Source organism: Paraburkholderia caffeinilytica (assembly GCF_003368325.1).
Classification (GTDB): domain Bacteria; phylum Pseudomonadota; class Gammaproteobacteria; order Burkholderiales; family Burkholderiaceae; genus Paraburkholderia; species Paraburkholderia caffeinilytica.
The window spans coordinates 2,766,368-2,792,007 of record NZ_CP031466.1 but is presented as its reverse complement, the minus strand read 5'-3'; the positions used below and the strand labels follow the sequence as shown (position 1 = coordinate 2,792,007).

General features: G+C 61.3%; 17 protein-coding genes, 2 tRNA genes and 2 rRNA genes. 13 read left to right on the top strand and 8 right to left on the bottom strand.

Annotation, left to right across the window (positions count from 1 at the left end; all coding sequences use genetic code 11):
- The first annotated feature begins 60 nt into the window (after positions 1–60).
- Both DSC91_RS12395 and rrf read left to right on the top strand, forming a co-directional pair.
- A 23S ribosomal RNA gene (locus DSC91_RS12395) occupies positions 61–2,939 on the top strand.
- A 207-nt stretch (positions 2,940–3,146) separates the two neighbouring features.
- A 5S ribosomal RNA gene (gene rrf / locus DSC91_RS12390) occupies positions 3,147–3,259 on the top strand.
- A gap of 269 nt (positions 3,260–3,528) precedes the next feature.
- On the opposite strand, the gene DSC91_RS12385 is transcribed toward rrf, so the two are convergent.
- Complete coding sequence (locus DSC91_RS12385; RefSeq protein WP_115778516.1) at positions 3,529–3,993, bottom strand: hypothetical protein; 465 nt, start codon at positions 3,991–3,993, stop codon at positions 3,529–3,531.
- A 613-nt stretch (positions 3,994–4,606) separates the two neighbouring features.
- Here DSC91_RS12385 and DSC91_RS12375 point away from each other — a divergent pair.
- Positions 4,607–4,683, top strand: a tRNA-Val gene (locus DSC91_RS12375).
- A gap of 359 nt (positions 4,684–5,042) precedes the next feature.
- Entirely contained in the window at positions 5,043–6,755 is a 1,713-nt protein-coding gene (gene dhaK, locus DSC91_RS12370) for a dihydroxyacetone kinase subunit DhaK (protein ID WP_115778512.1), read from the top strand.
- A 106-nt stretch (positions 6,756–6,861) separates the two neighbouring features.
- On the opposite strand, the gene DSC91_RS12365 is transcribed toward dhaK, so the two are convergent.
- Both DSC91_RS12365 and DSC91_RS12360 read right to left on the bottom strand, forming a co-directional pair.
- On the bottom strand, positions 6,862–7,737 hold the full coding sequence (locus DSC91_RS12365) for an amidohydrolase family protein (protein ID WP_115778510.1): 876 nt from the start codon (positions 7,735–7,737) through the stop codon (positions 6,862–6,864).
- Between the two features lie 2 nt (positions 7,738–7,739).
- Positions 7,740–9,038, bottom strand: coding sequence for an MFS transporter (locus DSC91_RS12360; protein WP_229758360.1), 1,299 nt, complete (start codon positions 9,036–9,038; stop codon positions 7,740–7,742).
- 155 nt (positions 9,039–9,193) lie between these two features.
- On the opposite strand from DSC91_RS12360, the gene DSC91_RS12355 reads away from it, so the two are divergent.
- Both DSC91_RS12355 and DSC91_RS12350 read left to right on the top strand, forming a co-directional pair.
- Entirely contained in the window at positions 9,194–9,937 is a 744-nt protein-coding gene (locus DSC91_RS12355) for a GntR family transcriptional regulator (RefSeq protein ID WP_115778506.1), read from the top strand.
- Positions 9,938–10,264: 327 nt separating this feature from the next.
- The gene (locus DSC91_RS12350; protein WP_115779813.1) at positions 10,265–11,575 is read left to right on the top strand and encodes an MFS transporter; all 1,311 of its coding nucleotides are present in this window, start codon (positions 10,265–10,267) and stop codon (positions 11,573–11,575) included.
- 6 nt (positions 11,576–11,581) lie between these two features.
- Here the strand turns inward: DSC91_RS12350 and DSC91_RS38505 are convergent, their stop codons facing one another.
- From DSC91_RS38505 to selD, 4 genes are read right to left on the bottom strand one after another with little or no spacing between them, the layout of a single operon-like run.
- Positions 11,582–11,716 (bottom strand): hypothetical protein, encoded by a 135-nt coding sequence (locus tag DSC91_RS38505; RefSeq protein ID WP_268238888.1) that lies wholly within the window; start codon positions 11,714–11,716, stop codon positions 11,582–11,584.
- A gap of 3 nt (positions 11,717–11,719) precedes the next feature.
- Entirely contained in the window at positions 11,720–12,775 is a 1,056-nt protein-coding gene (locus tag DSC91_RS12345; protein WP_115778503.1) for a permease, read from the bottom strand.
- A 29-nt stretch (positions 12,776–12,804) separates the two neighbouring features.
- Positions 12,805–13,872 (bottom strand): tRNA 2-selenouridine(34) synthase MnmH, encoded by a 1,068-nt coding sequence (mnmH, locus tag DSC91_RS12340; protein WP_115779812.1) that lies wholly within the window; start codon positions 13,870–13,872, stop codon positions 12,805–12,807.
- A 31-nt stretch (positions 13,873–13,903) separates the two neighbouring features.
- On the bottom strand, positions 13,904–14,968 hold the full coding sequence (selD, locus tag DSC91_RS12335) for a selenide, water dikinase SelD (RefSeq protein ID WP_115778502.1): 1,065 nt from the start codon (positions 14,966–14,968) through the stop codon (positions 13,904–13,906).
- 254 nt (positions 14,969–15,222) lie between these two features.
- Here selD and fdnG point away from each other — a divergent pair, with 254 nt between their 5' ends.
- From fdnG to DSC91_RS37440, 7 genes are all read left to right on the top strand, one after another.
- Positions 15,223–18,291 carry a formate dehydrogenase-N subunit alpha gene (fdnG, locus tag DSC91_RS12330; protein WP_115779811.1) on the top strand — a complete coding sequence of 1,023 codons (3,069 nt, stop codon included), beginning with the start codon at positions 15,223–15,225 and terminating at the stop codon, positions 18,289–18,291.
- 9 nt (positions 18,292–18,300) lie between these two features.
- A complete protein-coding gene (gene fdxH, locus DSC91_RS12325; protein WP_115778501.1) occupies positions 18,301–19,233 on the top strand; it encodes a formate dehydrogenase subunit beta in 933 nt (310 codons plus the stop codon).
- The gene (locus DSC91_RS12320) at positions 19,220–19,885 is read left to right on the top strand and encodes a formate dehydrogenase subunit gamma (protein ID WP_115778499.1); all 666 of its coding nucleotides are present in this window, start codon (positions 19,220–19,222) and stop codon (positions 19,883–19,885) included. Before fdxH ends, DSC91_RS12320 begins: the two co-directional genes overlap by 14 nt.
- A 130-nt stretch (positions 19,886–20,015) precedes the next feature.
- Positions 20,016–21,014 carry a formate dehydrogenase accessory protein FdhE gene (gene fdhE / locus DSC91_RS12315; protein ID WP_115779810.1) on the top strand — a complete coding sequence of 333 codons (999 nt, stop codon included), beginning with the start codon at positions 20,016–20,018 and terminating at the stop codon, positions 21,012–21,014.
- Positions 21,015–21,030: 16 nt separating this feature from the next.
- Entirely contained in the window at positions 21,031–22,461 is a 1,431-nt protein-coding gene (selA, locus tag DSC91_RS12310; protein ID WP_175172091.1) for an L-seryl-tRNA(Sec) selenium transferase, read from the top strand.
- The gene (gene selB, locus DSC91_RS12305; RefSeq protein ID WP_115778495.1) at positions 22,458–24,374 is read left to right on the top strand and encodes a selenocysteine-specific translation elongation factor; all 1,917 of its coding nucleotides are present in this window, start codon (positions 22,458–22,460) and stop codon (positions 24,372–24,374) included. The genes selA and selB overlap by 4 nt, the downstream gene beginning before the upstream one ends.
- Positions 24,375–24,439: 65 nt before the next feature.
- Positions 24,440–24,532 (top strand) — tRNA-Sec (locus DSC91_RS37440).
- A gap of 174 nt (positions 24,533–24,706) precedes the next feature.
- On the opposite strand, the gene DSC91_RS12295 is transcribed toward DSC91_RS37440, so the two are convergent.
- Positions 24,707–25,585, bottom strand: coding sequence for a LysR family transcriptional regulator (locus DSC91_RS12295; protein WP_115778491.1), 879 nt, complete (start codon positions 25,583–25,585; stop codon positions 24,707–24,709).
- Positions 25,586–25,640 lie beyond the last annotated feature (55 nt).

The following is a 25,640-nucleotide window of genomic DNA, read 5'->3' as shown; positions in this document are numbered from 1 at the left end:
GTAGCGGTGGTGGCGAACGCATCATTCCCAGAGAATGATGCAGAGACACACCCGTTATAGGGTCAAGCGAACAAGTGCATGTGGTGGATGCCTTGGCGATCACAGGCGATGAAGGACGCGGTAGCCTGCGAAAAGCGGTGGGGAGCTGGCAAACGAGCTTTGATCCACCGATATCCGAATGGGGAAACCCGGCCCGTATGGGTCATCCGTAGCTGAATACATAGGCTACGTGAAGCGAACGCGGTGAACTGAAACATCTAAGTAACCGCAGGAAAAGAAATCAACCGAGATTCCCAGAGTAGTGGCGAGCGAAATGGGACCAGCCTGTACTCTTTATTTGTAGTGTTAGCCGAACGCTCTGGAAAGTGCGGCCATAGCAGGTGATAGCCCTGTAGGCGAAAACATTATGAAAGAACTGGGTGTACGACAAGTAGGGCGGGACACGTGAAATCCTGTCTGAAGATGGGGGGACCATCCTCCAAGGCTAAATACTCGTGATCGACCGATAGTGAACCAGTACCGTGAGGGAAAGGCGAAAAGAACCCCGGGAGGGGAGTGAAACAGATCCTGAAACCGCATGCATACAAACAGTCGGAGCCTCGCAAGGGGTGACGGCGTACCTTTTGTATAATGGGTCAGCGACTTACATTCAGTGGCAAGCTTAACCGATTAGGGCAGGCGTAGCGAAAGCGAGTCCGAACAGGGCGTTCAGTCGCTGGGTGTAGACCCGAAACCAGGTGATCTATCCATGGCCAGGATGAAGGTGCGGTAACACGTACTGGAGGTCCGAACCCACTAACGTTGAAAAGTTAGGGGATGAGCTGTGGATAGGGGTGAAAGGCTAAACAAACCTGGAAATAGCTGGTTCTCTCCGAAAACTATTTAGGTAGTGCCTCGTGTATCACCTTCGGGGGTAGAGCACTGTCATGGTTGTGGGGTCCATTGCGGATTACTACGCCATAGCAAACTCCGAATACCGAAGAGTGCAATCACGGGAGACAGACATCGGGTGCTAACGTCCGGTGTCAAGAGGGAAACAACCCAGACCGCCAGCTAAGGTCCCCAAATATGGCTAAGTGGGAAACGAAGTGGGAAGGCTAAAACAGTCAGGAGGTTGGCTTAGAAGCAGCCATCCTTTAAAGAAAGCGTAATAGCTCACTGATCGAGTCGTCCTGCGCGGAAGATGTAACGGGGCTAAGCCATATACCGAAGCTGCGGATGCACAGTAATGTGCATGGTAGGAGAGCGTTCCGTAAGCCTGCGAAGGTGCACTGGAAAGTGTGCTGGAGGTATCGGAAGTGCGAATGCTGACATGAGTAGCGATAAAGGGGGTGAAAGGCCCCCTCGCCGTAAGCCCAAGGTTTCCTACGCAACGTTCATCGGCGTAGGGTGAGTCGGCCCCTAAGGCGAGGCAGAAATGCGTAGCTGATGGGAAGCAGGTTAATATTCCTGCACCATTGTTAAATGCGATGGGGGGACGGATCGCGGAAGGTTGTCCGGGTGTTGGAAGTCCCGGTCCTTGCATTGGAGAAGGCGCTCAGGCAAATCCGGGCGCGGAATTCAAGGGTGCGAGGCCAGTCGCTTAGGCGACGAAGCAATCGGAAGTGGTTCCAAGAAAAGCCTCTAAGCTTCAGTTTAACAGGACCGTACCGCAAACCGACACAGGTGGGCGAGATGAGTATTCTAAGGCGCTTGAGAGAACTCGGGAGAAGGAACTCGGCAAATTGGTACCGTAACTTCGGGATAAGGTACGCCCCTGTAGCCTGACTGGCCTGCGCCAGGAGGGTGAAGGGGTTGCAATAAACTGGTGGCTGCGACTGTTTAATAAAAACACAGCACTCTGCAAACACGAAAGTGGACGTATAGGGTGTGACGCCTGCCCGGTGCCGGAAGATTAAATGATGGGGTGCAAGCTCTTGATTGAAGTCCCGGTAAACGGCGGCCGTAACTATAACGGTCCTAAGGTAGCGAAATTCCTTGTCGGGTAAGTTCCGACCTGCACGAATGGCGTAACGATGGCCACACTGTCTCCTCCCGAGACTCAGCGAAGTTGAAGTGTTTGTGATGATGCAATCTCCCCGCGGCTAGACGGAAAGACCCCATGAACCTTTACTGTAGCTTTGCATTGGACTTTGAACCGATCTGTGTAGGATAGGTGGGAGGCTATGAAGCGTGGACGCCAGTCTGCGTGGAGCCGTCCTTGAAATACCACCCTGGTTTGTTTGAGGTTCTAACCTTGGCCCGTGATCCGGGTCGGGGACAGTGCATGGTAGGCAGTTTGACTGGGGCGGTCTCCTCCCAAAGTGTAACGGAGGAGTACGAAGGTACGCTAGGTACGGTCGGAAATCGTGCTGATAGTGCAATGGCATAAGCGTGCTTAACTGCGAGACCGACAAGTCGAGCAGGTGCGAAAGCAGGTCATAGTGATCCGGTGGTTCTGTATGGAAGGGCCATCGCTCAACGGATAAAAGGTACTCTGGGGATAACAGGCTGATACCGCCCAAGAGTTCATATCGACGGCGGTGTTTGGCACCTCGATGTCGGCTCATCTCATCCTGGGGCTGTAGCCGGTCCCAAGGGTATGGCTGTTCGCCATTTAAAGAGGTACGTGAGCTGGGTTTAAAACGTCGTGAGACAGTTTGGTCCCTATCTGCCGTGGGCGCTGGATATTTGAAGGGGGCTGCTCCTAGTACGAGAGGACCGGAGTGGACGAACCTCTGGTGTACCGGTTGTCACGCCAGTGGCATCGCCGGGTAGCTATGTTCGGAAGAGATAACCGCTGAAAGCATCTAAGCGGGAAACTCGCCTTAAGATGAGATATCCCCGGGGCTTCGAGCCCCTTGAAGGGTCGTTCAAGACCAGGACGTTGATAGGTCAGGTGTGGAAGCGCAGTAATGCGTTAAGCTAACTGATACTAATTGCCCGTAAGGCTTGATCCTATAACAGGTGTGTGTCGGCAGCCGTTAGTGCTTCAGCACTTATGGATGCCCCACCCTGCGCCACGCGCAGGGTCTTATGCAGACCACACACGGTTGAGAGATCGATGTTGTGCCTCGAACAACACAACTCCCTCTGGTGAGCATCACCAGAAACTACTTCTTCCAGATTGGCTGTATTGCCCAAAGGCAGTACGGCAACAAGTCATGCCTGATGACCATAGCGAGTCGGTCCCACCCCTTCCCATCCCGAACAGGACCGTGAAACGACTCCACGCCGATGATAGTGCGGATTCCCGTGTGAAAGTAGGTAATCGTCAGGCTCCCCAGCAGCAGCAGAAACCCCACCCCGAAACGGTGGGGTTTCTGCGTTTACGCGGCAGAAACAGTGCGGCAGAAACAGCCCGGCAGAAACAGTGCGGCAGAAACAGCCCGGCAGAAACAGCCCGGCAGAAACACGGCGCGGCAAACAGCGCGACAAAAACAGCCCGCAGGAAGCGCACGCAGCACGGGGCGCATGCCCCCGGCCATGCCATCACGACTGCGATCGCACGCTCACACCGGCACTGCGTCCGGATGTCATCCCATTCAGTTAAGCCCTTTTCCGCACCGGTATCTGATACGACAAGCCTGCGGTAAAGCGGTCAAGTCGTTCGCTCGCGTCGGTGATCGCCCAAAGGGGCGCGCTGTGCAGTTGTCGATCGTAATTCGTTGCGATTTCGGCGAAAAGCGCGAACCCCGCGCTGTCCAACCTCCACTCTCCAGTCTCGCGACCGATATCGAAAACTGCCGATACCGCTCTCTCCGCCGCACCGATCTGCTCGCCCGTTGTCGAGCCAAAACCTGATTCAGCCAGAAAACCCGTTAACAGCATGACCTGTGTGAGTGTTTGCGCATCGCTCGTGCTGCCGGAGCCGCGGCGCAAGGCGTCGAGCGCCAGATGCACGCGCAGGGCAAGGTCGTCGGCGACCTGTCGAGCGATTGGCAACAGCATGGCCTTGTCATGACGAGCACGTGCAGCGCCAGTCTTGCGGGAAAACGGAATAGGTTGTGCCATGACGGTCCAGTGTTATGCCTGTGCAGATACAATAACGGCGCGAGCGGTAAAAGGTTGAGTCCTCTCGCGACGATCGCAACCCAATTTGCTCGTCATAAGCGGCGAGATTGCCGTCCCAAGCCAATCGGCATCGGCCGACTGGTGCACACGAGCTTTCAACTTGATTGCGCGCTTTTTCCGAATCCCCCCGTTTTGTCGCAACGTCGAATCGGGCAGCATCTCGAATTGTCCGATCCCGCGTCATGGTCATTTAGGATATGCCGGACCGGCATGGCCGTTGTGCCTGGCTGTTTGGCTAACGGTGGAAGCACGGTTAGTACACTTTCGACTCAGGCAAGCAGCGCACCTTCCGCTGCAAGCGCCGCAGCCCTGGTGGAGTGCGATAGCCGCGGCGTGACGAGTTCGGATTATGGGCTGTTCAAGTTCGAGCATTTGAAGCGTCCGGTTTTTCCGTTGGACGCGCAGACCGAGTGGGTATCGGCGAACTGAAGCGAGTTGAGCAACGAACCGCGCAACGAAAGAAGCAACGAACCGACGGCCCCCCATGCGTGAACATACTTGCCATGCAGGGCTTGTGCACCTCGCACGGAGTCTCTATAATTCGCGCCTCTAAAGGCTCGTAGCTCAGTTGGTTAGAGCACCACCTTGACATGGTGGGGGTCGTTGGTTCGAATCCAATCGAGCCTACCAACGCATCAGTGACGTAGACGAAAGCGGTTCCGCTTTCGTCTACGGTCATGTTTTCGTACCACATCGGCGCACATCGTTATCGTGCGGCTGTCCTGTCAGTTTCTCCCTTCCGTATTGCCTGTTGTTCGCCCCAGCCTCGCTCGTTCGCTGATGCCTTTACGCGTTCGCGGTCGCTGCACGTCGCTGCGTTTTCATCGACGCGCGGTTGCCACTGTGCGGCGGCATCCGCCTGACTACCTTCACCGCTCCACGTCGCATGCATCCCGATGCGGGTAAAGTTGAGCCTCCAGGTCTCGCAATTGCATAAACCGCCGTGAGCTCGCGACACAGGGCCGGCGGCTTTAAAGGACGCTGACGCAATGAAGAAGCTCATCAACGACGTCTCCGCGGTCGTCCCGGATATGCTCGACGGACTCGCGGCGCTCAATCCCAATCTCTCGTTATTGCAAGGCAGCACGATCGTCGTGCGTGCCGATGCCGAGGTCGTTGCCGCGCGCGGAGAAGTCGCGCTGATCTCCGGTGGCGGCTCTGGCCACGAACCGGCTCATGGCGGCTATGTGGGCCACGGCATGCTGAGCGCCGCGGTAGCGGGCGAGGTGTTCACGTCGCCCTCCACCGATGCCGTGCTCGATGCGATCCGCGCTGTAGCCGGTGCCGCGGGTGTCCTGCTGATCGTGAAGAACTACACGGGCGATCGCTTCAACTTCGGCCTCGCCGCCGAGATCGCGCGTGCCGAGGGAATCCCCACGGAAATGGTGATCGTCGCCGACGATGTCGCGCTGGCGGCGAGCGGCGACCATGCGGGCCGTCGCGGGCTCGCGGGGACCGTGCTGGTTCACAAGATCACCGGCGCGGCTGCGGCAGCGGGACGCCCGTTGGCGGAGGTTGCGCGGATTGCGCGCGACGCGGCCGCCTCGCTCGGCACGATGGGCGTCGCGCTCACGCCGTGCACGGTGCCGGCCGCCGGCAAGCCGGGTTTCGAGCTGGCCGATGGCGAAATCGAATGGGGTCTCGGCATTCACGGCGAACCCGGCGTGGAGCGCGGCACGATGGAACCGGCGGACGCGATCGTCGAAAGGCTGCTGGCGAAAATCGTCAGCGACTTGTCGCTGCAGCCTGGCGCGCGGGTGGCGTTGCTGGTGAACAATCTCGGCGGCACGCCTTCAAGCGAGTTGAGCATCGTAGCCGGGTCTGCGCTTCGCTATCTGGCGGCATGCGGCATTCACGTGGAGCGCGCGTGGGCCGGCACGTTCCTGAGCGCGCTCGAAATGTCGGGCGTCTCGCTGACACTGCTGCGCGTGGACGATGAGCGACTCGGCTGGCTCGATGCCGCCGCGCACACCACCGCATGGCCCGCGTTGAGCGGCCGCGTCGCACCGGTTTCCGTGCGGCCCGCACCCGCCGCGCCGGATCGTACAAACGGCGCGACGCTCACGCGAGAAGCGACGCTGCGCCGCGTGATCGAAGCCGTTTGCGCTTGTCTGCTCGAAGCCGAGCCGATCTTGACCGACATGGATCAACGCGTCGGCGATGGCGACCTCGGCATCAGCCTGTCGCGCGGCGCGCGTGGCATTCTCCATGAACTCGATACGTATCCCGCGGAGTCAACGCCGGGCGCCGTGTTGCGCGGCCTGTCCGCAACGGTGCGGCGCGTGGTCGGCGGCACCTCGGGGCCGCTCTACGCGGTGATGCTATTGCGCGCTGCGGTCGCGCTCGAACAATCCGGTGGATCGTCGGCGAGGGCGTGGTCGGCGGCGTTCAGTGAAGGCGTCGCGGGATTGATGGCGTTAGGCGGGGCGCATCCTGGTGATCGCACGATGGTCGACGCGCTCAAACCTGCCGCCGATGCATTGCAAGCCGCGCTTGCAAAGTCGGAAGACGGCGGGCTCGACGCGGCATTGAAAGCCTCGGTTGATGCGGCAGTAGAAGGCGCGGCGCAAACCGCGTCGATGCATCCGCGACGCGGGCGCTCGAGTTATGTGGGAGACCGCGCGCTCGGTCACGCGGATCCTGGTGCGCAAGCAGTGGCGTTATGGCTCGCGGCGATTCGCGAGGCGCTGACGCAGCGCTGATCGCTATATAACCGAAAGAGCGCCGGCACTAGCCTGAAGACGCAGTCCACCGTCGCCGATGAAGCACGGCGGGCTTCGGTCTGGCGCGCTTCGCTCAGGACATACGTTATAGCGCCGCCGCTGCCGGCGTCGAGCGGTCCGTGGATTCCTGTTCGAATCCGTAGAACGACGCAGGGGTTGTGCATAAAATCGCGTCGACCACCGCTGCTTCCAGGCCGAGTTCCAAAAGCGTCGATAACGACTGGCCGTAATTCATCACTCGCTCGTGCTGAGTGTGGGGCCAGTCGCTTCCCCACATCAACCGCTCGGCACCGAAGTGTTCGACAAGCTGGCCCGTCGCCTCACGCACAAATGCAGAACCGGGAACCGCGCATCGGTAGGCGCCCGAGACCTTGACCCACACGCGTCCGGTTCCGCCATAACCGAGCAAAGTCTTGAAGCCGGGATCGTGAACGCCTTTCTCAGGATCGGGGCGTCCGAAATGATCGACGACCACGGGTACGCCGGTTTCGAGCAGCCGGTCGAGCATCGGCGCAAGATCCTGAGCATTCCTGTGTAGTTCGATGTGCCAGCCCAGTCTCGACAATCGTTCGAGCAACGATGCCCATGGTTTCGCCCGCAGATCGGGCAACGCCTGCCCGATCAGATTGAGCCGTATGCCGGTGACGCCTTGAGCATGCAACCCGGCCAGTTCTGCTTCGGACACATCGGGCGCGACCACCGCTACGCCCCGCAAGCGGTGCGGTTCTCGCGACAGGGCTTGCAGCAGGTAGCGATTGTCCGTTCCGAGAAAACTCGGCTGCACCAGAACCGCGCGCCCGATGCCGTGCGTGTTCAGCAGTTGCAAATAGGTGTCGAGCGTGGCGTCGTAGCCCGGCGCGTAGCGCCGGCCATCCGTGAGCGGCAAGTCTTTCTGGAAGACGTGCGCGTGAGTGTCCATGCGGCAGGAGCGGGAATGAGCGAGGGATGCAGGTGCGCTCATGGTCAGCTCCGCGGCGGGTCCAGGGTCAATCGCGCGTTGTCGACGGCATCCGGCGCAGATTCAGGCACCACCCCACGCAGACGTTTGCCGCGCGTCTCGGGAAGCAGCAACACAGCGATCATCGCGAGGCCGTAAGCAATGGCCGCGTCGATTCCGATTGCCGTACCGAGCGTCATCGAATGACTCATATAGCCGACGAGGACAGGGAAACCCGCCGAGGCGATCCGTCCGAAGTTGTAGCAGAAGCCGACGCCTGTGCCGCGCATGTCGGCGGGATACAGTTCGTTGAAAAGCGGACCGAGGCTTGCCGGGATGCCCGCGGCGAACAGCCCGAGGGGGAAGCCCAGCACGAGCATTTGCGTGTTGGTCAGCGGCAGCATCACGTAGGCGAGAACCGTAACGATGCAGCAGAAGGCGAAGAGGGCGACATTGCGCCGGCGGCCAATGCGGTCGAGCAGATAGGCGCTTGCCATGCAGCCGCACCAGAACGCCACGATGACAACCGCCAGGTAGCCGCCGGTGTTCAGAACCGACAGGTGCCGCTCTTTGGCAAGAAAGGTGGGCAACCAGGTCATGATCGCGTAGTACCCCCCGTGAGCGCCGGTGCCCAGCACGGCGCCGATCACGGTGGTCCGGAGCACGCGCGGCTGGAACACCTGGGTTATCTGCCCGAGTACCGAGACCTTGGGTGCCGCGCTTGCCGGCGCGACGCGCACCGGTTCCTTCAGATTGCGCCGGACGAATAGAACCAGGCCGGCCGGCACCAGGCCGACGGCGAACATCGCGCGCCATGCGGTGTCCGACGGCAGCCACGAGAATGCTGCGGCATACACCAGCACGGCCGCGCCCCAGCCGACCGCCCAGGCGCTTTGCACGGCGCCCATTGCCTTGCCGCGGTGTTCGGTACGAATGGTTTCCGCCATCAGTACCGCACCTGCTGCCCATTCGCCGCCGAATCCGAATCCTTGAAGTGCCTTGAGAACGAGAAGCTGTGGGAAGTTCTGGGCGAACGCGCAGAGAAAGGTGAAGCTGGCGAACCAGAGGATCGTCATTTGCAACGTCCGGACGCGTCCGATGCGGTCCGACAACGCCCCGGCGATCCAGCCGCCGAGTGCCGAAGAGATCAACGTCACGCTGCTGATCGCGCCCGCCTGCGTATGGTCGATGCCGTACGCGGCGATGATCGCGGGAATGGCCAGGGTGAACATCTGCACATCGAGCGCGTCGAGCCCCCAACCGGCAAAGCACCCCCAGAAGGTGTTGCGTTCGAGGGGCGTGCCCTGCTTGTACCACGTGAACATAGCCGTCTCCGTTATGCTTGTCATGTAGTCATATATATGACTGTATGAATAGTGGTCGCAAAGCCGCGGAAAGTCATTGAGTATTAACCCTTGCTCACGTCGCGGCGGCAGGATGTTGTACAGTAGTTACTCCTCTGAACAACTATATGAATGTTATGGAAGCAGCCTCTTTCATGACCAGGCCCGATGGCCGGTTGCCCCGTTATCAGCAATTGCGCGACGATCTGGTCAGCCGCATTGCCGCAGGCGAATGGGCGCTGGAGGAGGCCATCGCCACCGAGGCGGAGTTGGGGGAGTTCTATAACGTCTCCACAGGAACGGTTCGCAAGGCGATTGATCTGCTCGTTGCCGACGGCGTGCTCACGCGCAGCCAGGGCAAGGGCACATTCATTCGCCGGCCCCGTTTCGATTCCTCGCTGTTCCGCTTCTTTCGCTTCAAGTCGCGCGACGGCGAACCGGTGCGGCCGACCGCGCGCGTGCTCAAGCGCGAAATCGCGAAGCCTGGCGAAGAAATTCGCTCGACTTTGCGGATGAAAGCTTCCGAGAAAGCAATCCACCTGTCGCGTGTGCGTCTGATCGAAGGCCAGGCGGTTCTGTCTGAAGAAATCTGGTTGCCGCGTGCGCGTTTCGAACCCTTGGCCACGTTGCCGCTCGGCGATTTCGAGGACTTGCTGTATCCGTTGTACGAGCGTTTGTGCCGGCAGATCGTGGCATCCGCTACCGAAATCTTAAGAGTAGAACAAGCCACGTCCGACGACGCCTCGCTTCTCGATGTAGCGGTCGGTAGTCCCGTCATTCAGGTCCATCGTGTCGCGTCGGACTTCGCGGGCACGCCGTTCGAATGGCGCAGCACGCGTGGCGCCGCCACAACGTTTCAATACCAGGTGGAAATCCGCTGAGTTAGCGACCCGCTGGAATACCGCGGGCTGATCCGGCGTGTAATCGACCACGTTGTATCTGGCCTCACTCCCTCTGCTGCCACGGGACCATCGCGATCGGCCCCGCGATTGCTGGTGCGTCTCAGCCTCACTCCGTCTTTTGAACACAAACGCCGCCAGGATCGCTGGGGCGTACACGCCTATCCGGGTATCACCTCATGGCGTCAAACGTCAATTCATATAAACATATATATGACTATATCAACCCGGTCGTTTCTTTCTCGACGTCGCGGCCGGCGTGCCGCCTCGCGAACGTCGATGGCGGCCGGTGAGAAAACCGGAGTGAACATGTCTACGCAGGCAGGATTTGAGCAGCAAGTAATGAGGAAGATGGCGTGGCGGCTCATGCCGCTTCTGATCGTCATGTTTCTGATTTCGTTTATCGACCGTCAGAACGTGGGTTTTGCCAAGCTGGAGATGGTGCACGCCCTTGGCATGACGGAAGCGTCATACGGGTTGGGGGCTTCGCTGTTCTTTATCGGCTACCTCATTTTCGAGGTGCCCAGCACGCTGGCGCTGCATCGTTTCGGCGCGCGGACCTGGCTCGCCCGCATCATGATGACCTGGGGTGTGGTCACGGTGCTGATGGCGTTCGCGCGTTCGCTGCCGGTCTTCTATTCCTTTCGCTTCGCATTGGGTGTTGCCGAAGCCGGTTTCTATCCCGGCGTCATCTACTACCTCACGCAATGGTTCCCGCAGAGCTATCGCACCAAAGTACTGGGGTTCTTCACGCTGGGCAGTTCGCTCGCCAATATGCTGGGCTCGCTGGTCGGCGGTCTCCTGCTGACGCTGGGCGGCACGTGGGGCTTCGCGGGCTGGCAGTGGGTGTTTATCGCCACCGGCATTCCCGCCATTCTGATTGCGTTCGTTGCGCTCAAATTCTTGCCGAATTCGGTGCAGGAGGCGCCGTTCCTTTCGCGGCAGGAAAAGGACGTCGTGATCGCCGCGCTCAAGCGGGAAGCGTCGGATGACGCCAAGGCGACGCGGCCTTGGGGCGCGTTGCTCGACCCCAGGGTTCTCATGTTCGCGTTGACGTACATGCTGATGTCGACGTCGTTGTACGGGGTGACCTACTGGATGCCGACGCTGCTGAAAAGCGATGGCGTGTCTTCGTCGTTGAACGGCGTGCTGAACATGATTCCGTGGGCGCTCGCGACCCTGCTTCTGCTGTGGCTGCCCGGCAAGCTCAAGCGCGAGCGTGTCGTATTGAAAGCGATGAGCGTGGTGGCCGGCATCGGGGTCGTTTGCTTTGCGTCGAGCCTCGTCTTGCCGACCGCATCGTTGCGCTTTGCCGCGCTGTGCCTGGGCGGGGCGTGCATCCCCTTGCTCTATCCGTGCTTCTGGTCGCTGCCTCCGCGCTTCTTCTCCGGCGCAAGGGCCGCGGCGAGCGTGGCGGCGATCAACTCGATCGGCAATCTGGGCGGCTTTGCCGGACAGAACCTGATGCCTTATGTCGGCAAGGTGGCGCACAGCCATGTCGCGCCGATGCTGGTGCCGACGGCGTGCCTGTTCGCGCTGGGGATTGGCACGGCGCTCGCCGCGCTGATCGGCGCGCGTCGCCGGATGACACTCGAGTCGTCGGCGATTGGTCCGACCTAGATCGCGTCAAGGACGAAGCAGATCGAAGCCGGCCAGCACGATGACCCCGCTGACGACGATCAGGGCCACCGAATGCTGTCCGAAGTAGAGCAGGCCGGCGGCTGACCAGTTCGTCAGACAGAATGCTGCGATACGTTTCATTGTTTAGAATCCCAAAGTAATAGCCAATAACCCGCTGACCACTCCGCAAACCACCACGGCCAGCGCCACCACGGTTAGCACACGCGTCGGAAACGAGCGGCCGAGCATGGCCATCGACGGCACGCTGATCAGCGGCAGCGTCAACAGCAACGCGCCGGCCGGGCCGGCCGCCATGCCGAAGGAGAGCATGGCCTGAATGATCGGCACTTCGCCCGCGGTTGGAATCACGAACAACGTTCCGGCGATCGCCAAAGCGACGATCCACAGCAGGCTGTTATCGATGCTGGGTCCGATGTGCGGAAACAGCCAGGTCCGCGCTGCGCCGAGAATCAGCACCAGCACGATGTATTCGGGAATCAGCCGCAGCGTCATGGTTCCGAGGATTTTCACCCAGCGCGTGAACGCGGTGCCGGGTTCGTCGCTGGACACCCGTTGCGCCATGGCTTCGCGCGACGCTTCGGCTTCCTTCGGCGTGACCATCCGGTTCACCAGATAGCCGAGGCCGAACACCATCACGAGCCCGAGGGCGAGCCGCAAGCCCATCCATTGCCAGCCGAGCACGAAGCCCATGAAAATCAGCGTAGCCGGATTAAGGGCAGTATTGCCCAGCCAGAATGCGAGTGCCGCGCCCGGTGCGGCCTGACGCGCGCGCAAGCCGGCCACGACCGGCGCTGCGCAGCACGTGCACATCATGCCCGGCAATGACATGAGGCCGCCGGTCACCACGCTGCTGAAATCGGTCCGGCCCAGCACGCGTGCGATCCATTGCGGCGGAATCAGCGCCTGCACCGCCGAGCCGAGCAGAAGGCCCAGCACCATGGCTTGCCAGATCGCCTTGCCGTAGGCCAGCGCGTAGTCGATGGCCGCCTGCCACGAGGCCGGCGGCGCGCTCGACGCCGTGCCCATCAGGATCGACTTGCCGATGGAATGCTGGCTCGCCGCGACGAAGGCACGGTTGTAGTACGGGAACCACTTCACATAGAAGAGCCCGACGACGGCGATCAGCAGAAACACGATCCAGCCAAGGGCGACACGGGGCTGCCGGAGGGTCGATTGCATGGTGAATGCTCTTAACCGTGAGTTTTTAGTCAGATGACGGCGAGCGCGCCGTTATCGAGTCGAATCAGTAGTGCTTTTGCCTGCTCAACGACATCGGCGTCGTTGGGCCGGAAATTAATTGGCAACGCATGCGGCAACTGCACGAAATGCTGACGGCTGCTGCGCGCATACGCCGGATCATAGTGCCGTTCGATCAGTTCGCGCGCGAGTTCGGCGCGGCTATTCTCGTCAACGAGTCGTTGCCAGCCCGTGACACGTTCGCGGCTATGCAAACCGATCATCTTCTGCAGTTGCGCTTTGAGCGCTTCAGGATCGTCGAACAGATGCGCATAGTCGTGCAGCAGGAACGCCGCGCGGTCTTGATGGCTCGATAACACTTCGACGCAAGCGCCCTGGTGGAACGTGTCGAGGAGCGCGAGCGGCAGCGTAATCGAACCGATCCGCTGGCTCTCCGCTTCGACGAACACCGGCCGTTTGGGATCGAACGTGCGCAGGGCGGTCACCAGCAGCGTGTCGAAGCGCTTTTGCGATGGCTGCGCAACCCCCGCCCATGCGCCGAGCAGCGAGCCGCGATGAGCGGCCAGCGCCTCGAGATCCAGCGTTTGCGCGCCGGCCTGGCGCAGTGCCTCGAGCAGGCGCGTCTTGCCGCTGCCGGTCGGGCCCACCAGCGCAATGTAGTGGAACCGCTTCGGCAACGTGTCGAGGGCGTCCAGTGTCGCGCGCCGGTAGCTTTTATAGCCGCCCTCCAGTTGACGTGCCGGCCAGCCGATCATATTGAAGAGCGTCGTGACCGAACCCGAGCGTTTCCCGCCGCGCCAGCAGTAGATCAGCGGCCGCCAGTTGCGCGGCCGGTCGGCGAAGGTGGTTTCCAGATGATGCGCGATGTTGCGCGCAACCAGCGCCGCGCCGATCCGCGTGGCTTCGAACGGCGAGACCTGCTTGTAAGTCGTGCCGACCAGAACACGCTCTTCGTTGCTCAGCACAGGCGCGTTGAGCGCGCCGGGAATGTGATCTTCGGCGAATTCGAGCGGCGTGCGCACGTCGATGATTTCGTCGAAATCACCGGCTTGATCGAGGCTGACGAGTAGGTTTTTCAAGGGGTTATGGGCGAAATGAATGGCTTGCAACTCAGATAACTTCGACTCGCCTGTCTCCGCTGACCATTTCGCCGATCACGCACGCTTCGTCGAATCCGTCTGCGCGGAACAGCGCGAGAACTTCGTCGACCGCCTCCGGCGCGCACGACACCAGCAGGCCGCCCGAAGTCTGCGGATCGGTGAGCAGAGTGCGCGCCGTCGCCGGCAATGAGGAAGGCAAAACAATGTCCTTGCCGTAAGCGTCCCAGTTGCGCCCCGAAGCGCCGGTAAAAAGGCCGGCTTCGGCGAAGCCGACTACGTCCGGCAGCCAGGGCAGATCCGCATAGCGCACGCGGGCGGTCAGATTCGACCCGCGGGCCAATTCCAGCGTGTGGCCCAGCAGGCCAAAACCGGTGATGTCGGTGAGGGCATGCACGCCGTCGAGCGTGGACAGCGCCGCGCCCGGCCGGTTGAGCCTGGTCGTGGCCGCGATCATCGCGGCATAGCCGTTTGAATCGAGCCGGTCCTTTTTCAACGCCGCCGACAGCACGCCCACGCCCAGCGGCTTGCCGAGGATCAGCACGTCGCCCGCCCGCGCGCCGTCATTGCGTTTGACCCGCTTCGGATCGACCACGCCAATTGCAACGAGGCCATAGATGGGTTCCACCGAATCGATCGAATGACCGCCCGCGAGGGGAATGCCGGCTTCGGCGCAGACAGACTCGCCACCCTTCAGCACCGCCGCGATCACGTCGTGCGGCAGCACATTGATCGGCATGCCGACGATCGCCAGCGCCATGAGCGGCTTGCCGCCCATGGCATAGACGTCGGACAGCGCATTGGTCGCGGCGATGCGGCCGAAGTCGAACGGGTCGTCGACGATCGGCATGAAGAAGTCGGTGGTGGCGACGATCGCCTGCTCGTCGTTGAGCCGGTAGACGGCGGCGTCGTCGGCGGTATCGTTGCCGACCAGCAGGTCGGGAAAGAACGGCAGCGGCGCGCTGCGCTTGAGCAGATCGGCAAGCAGGCCGGGGGCGATCTTGCAGCCGCAGCCTCCGCCGTGCGACAGGCTGGTCAGGCGGGGCGGCCGATGGGCGGTGGGGAGAGTGTCGGTCATGGGCGGCGCGGATTTCAGGCTTCGAATCACCCATTATGGCGGTTGTTCACGCGCGGCGCAGGACAGCGGCGCCCGCGGCGTTGGCCGTTGCAGACGCAATCAACGGATGCATGAGGAATCATGCCCGTTTCCGTCGAAACCGGCTGTGGTACTTCATATTTAACGGCATGAATGGGGTGGGCAGTCTCGCTGCAGGACTTCATATGGGCTTCTATAATCGTTATCAGTATCCCAAAAAGAGCCGAGGCCGTTACATGACCCACATGTCCCGGCGACAGTTTCTGAAGGTCTCCGCCACCACGCTCGCCGGATCAAGTTTGGCCCTCATGGGCTTCTCTCCGGCACCCGCGCTAGCCGAGGTTCGTCAGTACAAACTGTCGCGCACAACCGAAACCCGCAACACCTGCCCGTACTGTTCGGTGGGCTGCGGCATCCTGATGTACGGACTTGGCGACAACGCCAAGAATGCAAAGTCCAGCATCATCCACATCGAAGGCGATCCCGATCATCCGGTGAACCGCGGCACGTTGTGCCCGAAGGGTGCGAGCCTGATCGACTTCATTCACAGTCCGAGCCGTCTGAAGTATCCGGAGTACCGCGCGGCCGGATCGAATGAATGGAAGCGGATTTCCTGGGAAGACGCGCTCGATCGCATCGCCAGACTCATGAAGGAAGACCGCGATGCCAATTTCGTCGAGACGACGGAGGACGGCAAGAAGGTCAACCGCTGGCTGACCACCGGCATGCTCGCGGCATCGGCCGGCAGTAACGAAGTGGGCTATCTGACGCACAAGACTGTCCGCAGTCTTGGCATGCTTGCATTCGACAATCAGGCGCGTGTCTGACATGGCCCGACGGTGGCAGGTCTTGCCCCGACGTTTGGCCGTGGAGCGATGACGAACCATTGGGTCGACATCAAGAACGCGGATGTGATTCTCGTGATGGGCGGCAATGCGGCCGAGGCGCACCCATGCGGATTCAAGTGGGTCACGGAAGCGAAGGCGCACCGCAAGGCAAGATTGATCGTGGTCGACCCGCGCTTTACGCGCACGGCCTCGGTCGCGGATTACTACGCGCAGATTCGCACCGGCTCGGACATCGTGTTCCTGGGCGGGGTGATCAACTATTTGCTCACCAACGACAAGATCCAGCACGAGTACGTCAGGAACTACACGGACATGCCGTTCATCGTGCGCGAGGATTTCTCGTTCACGGACGGCCTGTATTCCGGCTACGACGCGGATAAACGCAGCTACGACAAGAGCACGTGGGACTACGAGCGCGGCGACGACGGCTACGCCAAAGTCGATCCGACGCTGGAACACCCGCGCTGCGTTTATCAGCTGATGAAGCAGCACTATTCGCGCTATACGCCCGAGCAGGTCGAGAAAACCTGCGGCACGCCGAAGGACAAATTCCTCAAGGTGTGCGAGATGCTGGCGTCGACGGCGGTCCCGGGGCGTGCCGGCACGATCCTCTACGCGCTCGGCTGGACGCATCATTCGATCGGCGCGCAGATCATCCGCACGGGCGCCATGGTGCAATTGCTGCTGGGCAACATCGGCATTGCGGGCGGCGGCATGAACGCGCTACGCGGTCACTCGAACATCCAGGGTTTGACCGACCTCGGTTTGATGTCGAACCTGTTGCCGGGCTACATGACGCTGCCGATGGAGGCCGAGCAGGACTTCGACGCCTTCATCACGAAGCGCGCGAGCCAGCCGCTGCGGCCGAACCAGTTGAGCTACTGGCGCAACTACCGCGCGTTCCACGTCAGCTTCATGAAGTCGTGGTGGGGCGATAACGCGACCGCCGAGAACAACTTCGGCTATGACTATCTGCCGAAGCTCGATAAGTCATACGACATGCTGCAGGTCTTCGAGCTGATGAATCAAGGCAAGATGACCGGCTACATCGCGCAGGGCTTCAACCCGCTCGCCGCGGCGCCGAACAAGGCGAAGATCGGTGCGAGTCTGGCCAGGCTGAAGTGGCTCGTCATCATGGACCCGCTCGCCACCGAGACCTCCGAGTTCTGGAAGAATTTCGGGGAATTCAACGACGTCGATCCGTCGAAGATTCAAACGGAAGTTTTCCGCCTGCCGACCACCTGTTTCGCCGAAGAGCGCGGCTCGCTGGTCAGCTCCAGCCGCGTGCTGCAATGGCACTGGCAGGGCGCGGACGGCCCGGGCGAAGCGAAGAGCGACCTCGAAATCATGTCGGGGCTGTGGCTGCGCATTCGGAAGGCGTACAAGGAGAGCGGCGGCAAGTATCCCGATCCGATTCTCAACATGAGCTGGCCGTATTCGAACCCGGAAAGCCCGACGCCTGAAGAAATCGCCATGGAGTTCAACGGCAAGGCGCTCGCCGACGTGACCGACGCCACCGACAAAACCAGGGTGCTCGCCAAAAAGGGCGAGCAGCTGGCGGGCTTCGCACAGTTGCGCGACGACGGCAGCACGGCAAGCGGCTGCTGGATTTTCTGCGGGTCGTGGACGCAGGCGGGCAACCAGATGGGCCGCCGCGACAACTCGGACCCGACCGGCATTGGCAATACCTTGAACTGGGCGTGGGCGTGGCCGGCGAACCGGCGGATTCTGTACAACCGCGCATCATGCGACGTCAGCGGCAAGCCGTTCGACCCCAAGCGCAAGCTGATCGCGTGGAACGGCAAGACGTGGAGCGGTGCGGACGTCCCCGACTTCAAGGTGGACGAGCCACCCGAAAACGGCATGAATCCGTTCATCATGAATGCGGAGGGCGTGGCGCGTTTCTTCTCGCGCGACGGTCTGGTGGAAGGTCCATTCCCCGAGCACTACGAACCGTTTGAAACGCCGCTCGGCTATAACCCGCTGCATCCGGATAACAAGGCGGTCGTCAGCAGTCCGGCGGCGCGCGTGTTCCCGGACGACCGGGCCGCCTTCGGCACGCATGAGAACTTCCCGCATACGGCTACCACGTATCGTCTGACTGAACATTTCCACTACTGGACCAAGCATGCGCGCCTGAACGCGATCGTGCAGCCGCAACAGTTCGTGGAGATCGGCGAGGATCTGGCGAAGGAAGTGGGCGTGGTGGCAGGCGATCGTGTGAAGGTGTCGTCCAATCGTGGGCACATCATCGCCGTGGCGCTCGTCACCAAGCGGATCAAACCGCTGATGATCGAAGGGAAAAAGGTCCAGACAGTCGGGCTGCCGTTGCATTGGGGCTTCAAGGGGCTCGCGAAGCCGGGCTATCTCGTCAATACGCTGACGCCCTCCGTGGGCGACGGGAATTCGCAAACACCGGAATTCAAGTCGTTCCTCGTCAAGGTCGAAAAGGTATAGGGAAAAGAGATGGCACTTCAATCACTGGATATCAAACGCCTCTCGGCCACGACCTTGCCCGAACCGCAAGTGCGCGAGCCGGTGACGGGCACGGTCGCCAAGCTCATCGACGTGTCGAAGTGCATTGGCTGCAAGGCGTGTCAGACGGCCTGTATGGAGTGGAACGATCTGCGCGACGAGATCGGCACGACGACCGGCGTCTACGACAATCCGCGCGATCTGTCAGAGCATTCGTGGACCGTCATGCGGTTCTCGGAATACGAGAACGCCGAAGGCGATCTCGAGTGGCTGATTCGCAAGGACGGCTGCATGCACTGCGAGGATCCGGGCTGCCTGAAGGCTTGCCCTTCACCGGGCGCGATCGTGCAATACACGAACGGCATCGTGGATTTTCACGAGGAAAACTGCATCGGCTGCGGTTATTGCATCACCGGTTGCCCGTTCAACGTGCCGCGTATTTCGAAGAAGGACAACCGTGCGTACAAGTGCACGCTGTGTTCGGACCGCGTGGCGGTCGGCCAGGAACCGGCGTGCGTGAAGACCTGCCCGACCGGCGCGATCATGTTCGGCACCAAGGAGGACATGAAGCAGCAGGCGGCGGACCGGATCGTCGATCTGAAGGAGCGCGGGTATCAGAACGCCGGCTTGTACGATCCTGCCGGCGTGGGCGGCACGCATGTGATGTACGTGCTGCATCACGCCGACAAAGCCAATCTGTATCACGGCTTGCCGCAGGATCCGAAGATTAGCGCGATGGTTTACCTGTGGAAAGGTCTGGCGAAGCCGCTGGCGCTCGCGGGCATCGCGTTCGCGGCCCTGGCCGGTTTCTTCCACTACACGCGTGTCGGTCCGAACGAGGTGACGGAGGCGGATGAAGCCGAAGCACAGCATCAGGCTGACGAAGCACGCCGTTCCCGGGAGGCATCCGATGAAGCACGCTGAGCATGATGAGCACGGTGTGCTCAAAGACGTGAGGGGCAACAGTCTGATCGAACGCTACACGCCGAATGAACGGACGAATCATTGGATCACCGCGATCACGTTCGTTTTGCTGGCGTTGTCCGGCCTCGCCATGTTTCATCCGGCGATGTCGTGGCTCTACGCGATCTTCGGCGGCGGGCAGTGGACGCGGATTCTGCATCCGTTTGTCGGCTGCGTGATGTTCCTGTCGTTCCTGATTCTCGCGTTGCGTTTCTGGCATCACAACTATCTGGACAAAGCCGACATCCAGTGGATGAAGCAGATCGGTGACGTGCTCAACAATCGCGAGGAAAAGCTCCCCGCGATCGGAAAGTACAATGCCGGTCAGAAGTTGCTATTTTTCACCATGGTGATGTGCCTGCTGCTGTTGCTGGCGAGCGGCATGGTGATCTGGCGGCGCTATTTTTCGTTCTATTTCCCGGTCGAGATCATTCGTCTGGCGGCGCTGGTTCATGCCGCGGCTGCGTTCGTGCTGATCGTTGGCATCGTCGTGCATATCTATGCGGCGTTGTGGATCAAAGGCTCGATCGGCGCGATGACGCGCGGGACCGTGACCTACGGCTGGGCGAGAAAGCATCATCCGAACTGGTTCAAGGAAATCATCGACAAGTAGAGAGGAACGGTAAAGGATGGGTAAAAAGGCGTGGCGCAGCTCGCCGCGCACCGCACCCCGAGCCACCGCTCCTGCTCGATGAATCGCGGTGGCTTCGCAGTTTTCAGCGCAGTTTTCAGAGGTCGATACTTTGGTTCAACGCATTCTTGAGGCCGGCGACATCGAGTCGCTCGATCACACGGCGATTCCCCGCATCCGTACGCCGGAGCGGCTGGCGGTCTTTTCGGCGCGCGCCGCGCGGCTGCGTCAACTGGCGGCGCTCAGCAATCCGATTGCCGGCTATTTACGTCTGATGGCCGTGCTGGCGGACGCGCAGCAAGCCGTGATCAACGGCTTCAAGGCGAAGCCGCCCAGCGCCGAGTTGATCGCGAGCGCGCAGCAGCATTCCATGCCGTTGATTCCGGCGCTTTCGGGCGTGCGCGATCCGGCGTGGCACGATGTTCTGCTTCAATTGCTCGACAAGGTGCAAGCCGCAGGTCCGCTCACACCGCCGCTCGAAGCGCTCGTTGAAAAGCTGCGAACGCTGGACGAGGCCACGCTCGACGCCCAGGCCGACGCGATCTTCGCGCAGCGCTTCGAGGAAGTCGATCCGGCGAGCGCGCCGTTCATCATGGCCGCGCTGCAAGTCGTCTGGACCGACCTCGCTGCCGACGTCGACAAGCGCGAGGTGCCCTACATCGAGACGCTCGGCCTGTGTCCGGTTTGCGGATCGCATCCGGTGGCGAGTGTGGTGCGCGTGGGCGGCGCGTATGACAATTACCGCTACCTGCAATGCGGTCTGTGTGCGACGGAGTGGCACATGGTTCGTGCGAAATGTTCGAACTGCGACTCGACCAAGGGCATTGCCTATCACGCCATCGGCTCGCAGGATGCCGACGAGGCCACCCGGGAGGCCGATTCAAGGAACGCGGTCTTGAAGGCGGAGTCGTGCGACGAATGCCATACTTACCGGAAAATCGGCATTCAATCGAAAGACTACGATTTCGAACCGTTCGCGGACGATCTCGCCAGTCTCACGCTCGACCTGCTGATGGGAGCGGAAGGTTACCGGCGCGCGTCGCCGCATCCGTGGCTCTGGCCGGAACGGACCGACTCCGTGGCTGATGATTCTTCCGGCGAGTCAGACTAAGAAAGAGGAATGCTTCGTGAGCGATGTAACCGGCTCTGAATTGCGGGCGCTGATGGCGCGTGTGCCATCGGTGGAAAAGGTGATGGCGTCGGCCGGGTTTGCGGCGTTGCTGACGGAGTTCGGCCGTACGCAGGTGTTGAGTGCCTTGCGTCATACGCTCGACAGCTGGCGTGCCAGCGCGCAGGCGGGCAATGCGTCGGTGAGCGCGCTCGATATCGCGCAACTGCAGGTCTCCGTCGAGGCCACGCTGCGCCGGCGCAACACGGCCCGCTTGCGCAGCGTCTTCAATCTGACCGGCACCGTGCTGCATACCAATCTCGGCCGCGCATTGCTGCCCGACGAAGCGGTGCAGGCCGTCATGAAGGCGCTCACGCAACCGGCCAACCTCGAGTTCGATCTCGACACGGGCAAGCGCGGCGACCGCGACGGTCTGATCGACGAACTCATTTGCGAACTGACTGGCGCCGAAGCGGCGACCGTGGTCAACAACAATGCCGCGGCGGTGTTGCTCACGTTGTCCACGCTGGCGTCGAAGAAAGAAGTGATCGTGTCGCGTGGCGAACTGGTTGAAATCGGCGGTGCGTTTCGCATTCCCGACATCATGAGCCGCGCGGGCGCCAGGCTGCGCGAAGTCGGCACCACCAATCGCACGCATCTGAAGGACTACGACGAAGCCATCGGTCCGCAGACCGCGCTACTAATGAAAGTCCACACGAGCAATTACGCGATCAGCGGATTCACCAAAGAGGTCGGGGTCGACGCCGTCGCGGCGCTTGCCCACGCGCGTGGTCTTGCCGTTGCGGTGGACCTCGGCAGCGGCACGCTGGTCGATCTGACGCAATGGGGTTTGCCGCATGAGACGACCGTGCGCGAAACCATCGAAGCCGGCGCCGATCTTGTCACGTTCAGCGGCGACAAGCTCCTTGGCGGGCCGCAGGCGGGGTTGATCGTCGGCCGGCGCGATCTGATTACGAAGATCAAGAAGCATCCGCTCAAGCGCGCGCTGCGCGTCGGCAAACTGACACTCGCGGCACTGGAACCCGTGCTGCAGATGTATCGCGCGCCGGAAAAACTCGCGGAGCGACTGACTACGCTGCGTTTGCTCACGCGCCCGGGAGAGGACATCCGGCTCGCCGCGGAGCGGCTACAGCCTGCGTTGCAGCGTGCGGCCGGCGATCGTTACGTCGTGGCGGCCGAGTCCATGTTCAGTCAGATCGGCAGTGGCGCGTTGCCTGTCGATGTGCTGCCGAGCTACGGCCTCGTGATCAGGACCGCCGACGGCAAGCGCAGCGGCCGTCAATTGCTGGCGCTCGAGAAGCGCTTGCGCGAGATGGCGCGGCCGGTGATCGGCCGTATCGCGGACGATGCGTTGCGTCTCGATCTGCGCTGTCTCGAAGCTGCCGATGAAGCGCAGTTGATCGCGCAATTGAAGGACGTGCAGGCATGATCGTAGGGACGGCCGGGCATATCGACCACGGCAAAACGAGTCTGGTGAAAGCGCTGTCGGGCGTCGATACGGATCGTCTGAAGGAAGAAAAGGCGCGTGGCATTTCGATCGAACTGGGCTATGCGTACGTGCCGCTCGAAAACGGCGACGTGCTCGGCCTGATCGACGTGCCGGGCCACGAAAAGCTCGTTCATACGATGACCGCGGGCGCGAGCGGCATTGATTTCGCCCTGCTCGTGATTGCCGCCGACGACGGCGTGATGCCGCAAACGCGCGAACATCTGGCGATTGTGGAGCTGCTCGGGATCAGGCGCGGCGCCATCGCGCTGACCAAAATAGACCGTGTCGATGTTGAGCGGCTGCAGGAAGTGCATGGCGAGATCGCGGCGTTTCTGAGCGGCGGCGTGCTGCAGGATGCGCCGGTGTTCGAGACCAACGCCCTAAGCGACGATGATCCTGGCGTGGCCGCGCTCAAGGCGCATTTGCACGCAGCGGCAGCAGCGTGGCGCATGAAGCGCGACGACGGTCTGTTCCGTCTCGCGATCGACCGGGTTTTCACGCTCTCGGGCCAGGGCACGATCGTGACAGGAACCGTGGTGTCGGGACGCGTGGCAGTCGGTGACACGATGCTGCTCGCGCCGAAAAATCAGCCGGTGCGCGTGCGCAGCATTCATGCGCAGAATCGTCCGGCCGAGAATGGACGGGCAGGCGAGCGCTGTGCGTTGAACCTGGCGGGCATCGAGAAGAGCGCGATCGATCGCGGCGACTGGGTCGTCGATCCGCGGCTGTCGCAAGCATCGGAACGTATCGACGTCATGCTGACGTTGCTCGCCGATGCACCGTTGATGCTGGAGCATTGGGCGCCGCTGCACGTGCATCTGGGCACGCAGCATCAGGTGGCCCATGTCGCGTTGCTCGATGGCCAGACGCTCGGCGCGGGGCAGTCGGCGCGCGTACAGCTCGTGTTCGAACGGCCGGTGTGCGCGCTGCCTGGCGATCGCTTTGTCGTGCGCAATGCGCAGGCGAATCGCACGGTTGGCGGCGGTCATGTGCTCGATCCGTTTGCGCCTTCGCGCAAGCGTCGCGCGCCTGAGCGGCTGGCGTGGCTCGATGCGCTTCAGGTCATGCTCGACACTGGCGCGCTGGATCCGCTGCTCGCAAGGGCGCCGCATGGATTGTCTCGTTCGTTGCTGGAGCGACTGACGGGTATGCAGGCAGCCACGCTTGCGTTGCCATATGACACGCGTGTCGTGGAGGTTCCCGGCAGTAACGACGCATTGTTGATCGCCGATACGTCATGGCGCGCCTTGCATGCGCGGCTGACTACGGCGCTAAAGCAGTACCACGAGCGCTCGCCGGATGAGCTCGGCCCTGACATATCGCGCTTGCGGCGAATCGCAGCACCTCTCGTCGACGACGCATTGTGGCGCGTGCTAGTTGACGACGCGGCGGCGCGTGGAGAGATCGTCAGACGCGGACCGTGGCTGCATCTGCCGGGCCACGCGGTAACGCTCGACGAGGCGGATCGCGCGCTTGCGGCAGCGCTGCTGCCCGCGCTGAAGGAAGGACGTTTCGATCCGCCCTGGGTGCGTGATCTGGCAAACGCACATGGCGTATCCGAAGACCGCGTGCGGCAGTTGTTGCGCAAACTCGCACGGCAGGGCGAGCTTTTTCAGGTTGTGCGCGACCTGTTTTATCACCATGAGGTGATTCGTGAACTGGCTTTGATCGCGAGTTCCGAAGCGCAAAAAAATGCGGGTACGGTAGCGGCCGCACCGTTTCGCGATATCACAGGGCTCGGGCGAAAGCGTGCGATCCAGCTTTTGGAGTTCTTCGACCGCGTTGGGTATACTCGCTTCCGCCGTGGCCTGCATCTGATGCGCACGGATAGTCGCTGGCTCGATCTGCTTTGATTCAGTGTTTGAGTTTCGGCGCGTGGTTCAGGTAGTTCAATGGGTCAGGTAGTTCAATCACCGTAGGAAGGCATTCGTATCCGGTGGTGCGGCTGGGCTTCAAACCCAGTTGAGGGCGTCAGACGTTCTCAGGTCGGTTCGACTCCGGCTGCCTTCCGCCCGGCAAGGGTTCCTGGGCATTTCGATTGCCTGCGCGAGGGCATTCCAGATGCCTGCGCAATTGGAGACCAGGACCTACCGGCAAAACGCATTTTACGGACATTCAATGGCTGCACTTTCGTTCAGCCTTGCTGCTATTTTCTCGATTTGCGTTGAGTAACCCGGTGCTTATCCTAAGCATGACGATAGTCCCGCGCCGCCTCGACGACGCAGCGAATGAACTCGGTGACCGCCGTCCGTTGAGTGTGCCCACCGCGTTCGACAAGCCCGATCTCACGGGTGAACGTATGCTCGCCGAGCGACAGCCTATCGAGACCTCGCGGAATATGCAGCGAGGCCGCGTCCGGTATCAACGCTATGCCGACGCCTTGTTCGACGAGGCCGACGATACCTTGCAACTCATCGAGTTCGACGACGTCGTGTACGTGCACACGTGTCTTGCGCAGAAAGCGCTCGACGAGGCGGCCACCAAACGAATTCCGGTCGTAGCGAATGAACGGCTCCGATGCGAGCAATTCGCGCCACGGTGTCTTTGCGAGCTTCTTAGGCACGAGTAGAACGAACGGCTCGGCGCAGAGGAGGTGCCACTTCAATTCGGCGGGCAACGCGAACGGCGGCTTGATGATGAGCGCGGCGTCCACTTCGCCGGAGTCGACCTGCGCCAGCAGATTCAACGACACGCCGGGCACGACGCGTACGTGCCATCCCGGCGAACTCACACGGAACTTCTGAATCGCGGATACCAGCAATGAAGCCTGAGCCGAGGCAATGGCGCCGATGCGAAAAAAGCCGGTTGCGCTCGACTCGCCGGCCTGATCGGAGAGCGTTGCATATTGTCGAAGCAGATCTTCCGCGACGGCCGCGGTCCTGATGCCGGCTTCGTTGAGTGTCGCGGAGCGCCCGGTTCGTTCAAAGAGCGAAAATCCCAGATCTTCTTCCAGCCGCTTGATTTGCGCGCTCACCGCCGATTGCGTCAGACCGATATGCGAACCCGCATTGCCAAAGGTGCCGAAACGGACTACGGCGAGGAACGTCTTGAGTTCGCGCATCATGGCGTCTGGGGCGGCGGGGTGGCCGCTGGCGTTGGTATGGCGTGTATTTCATCAC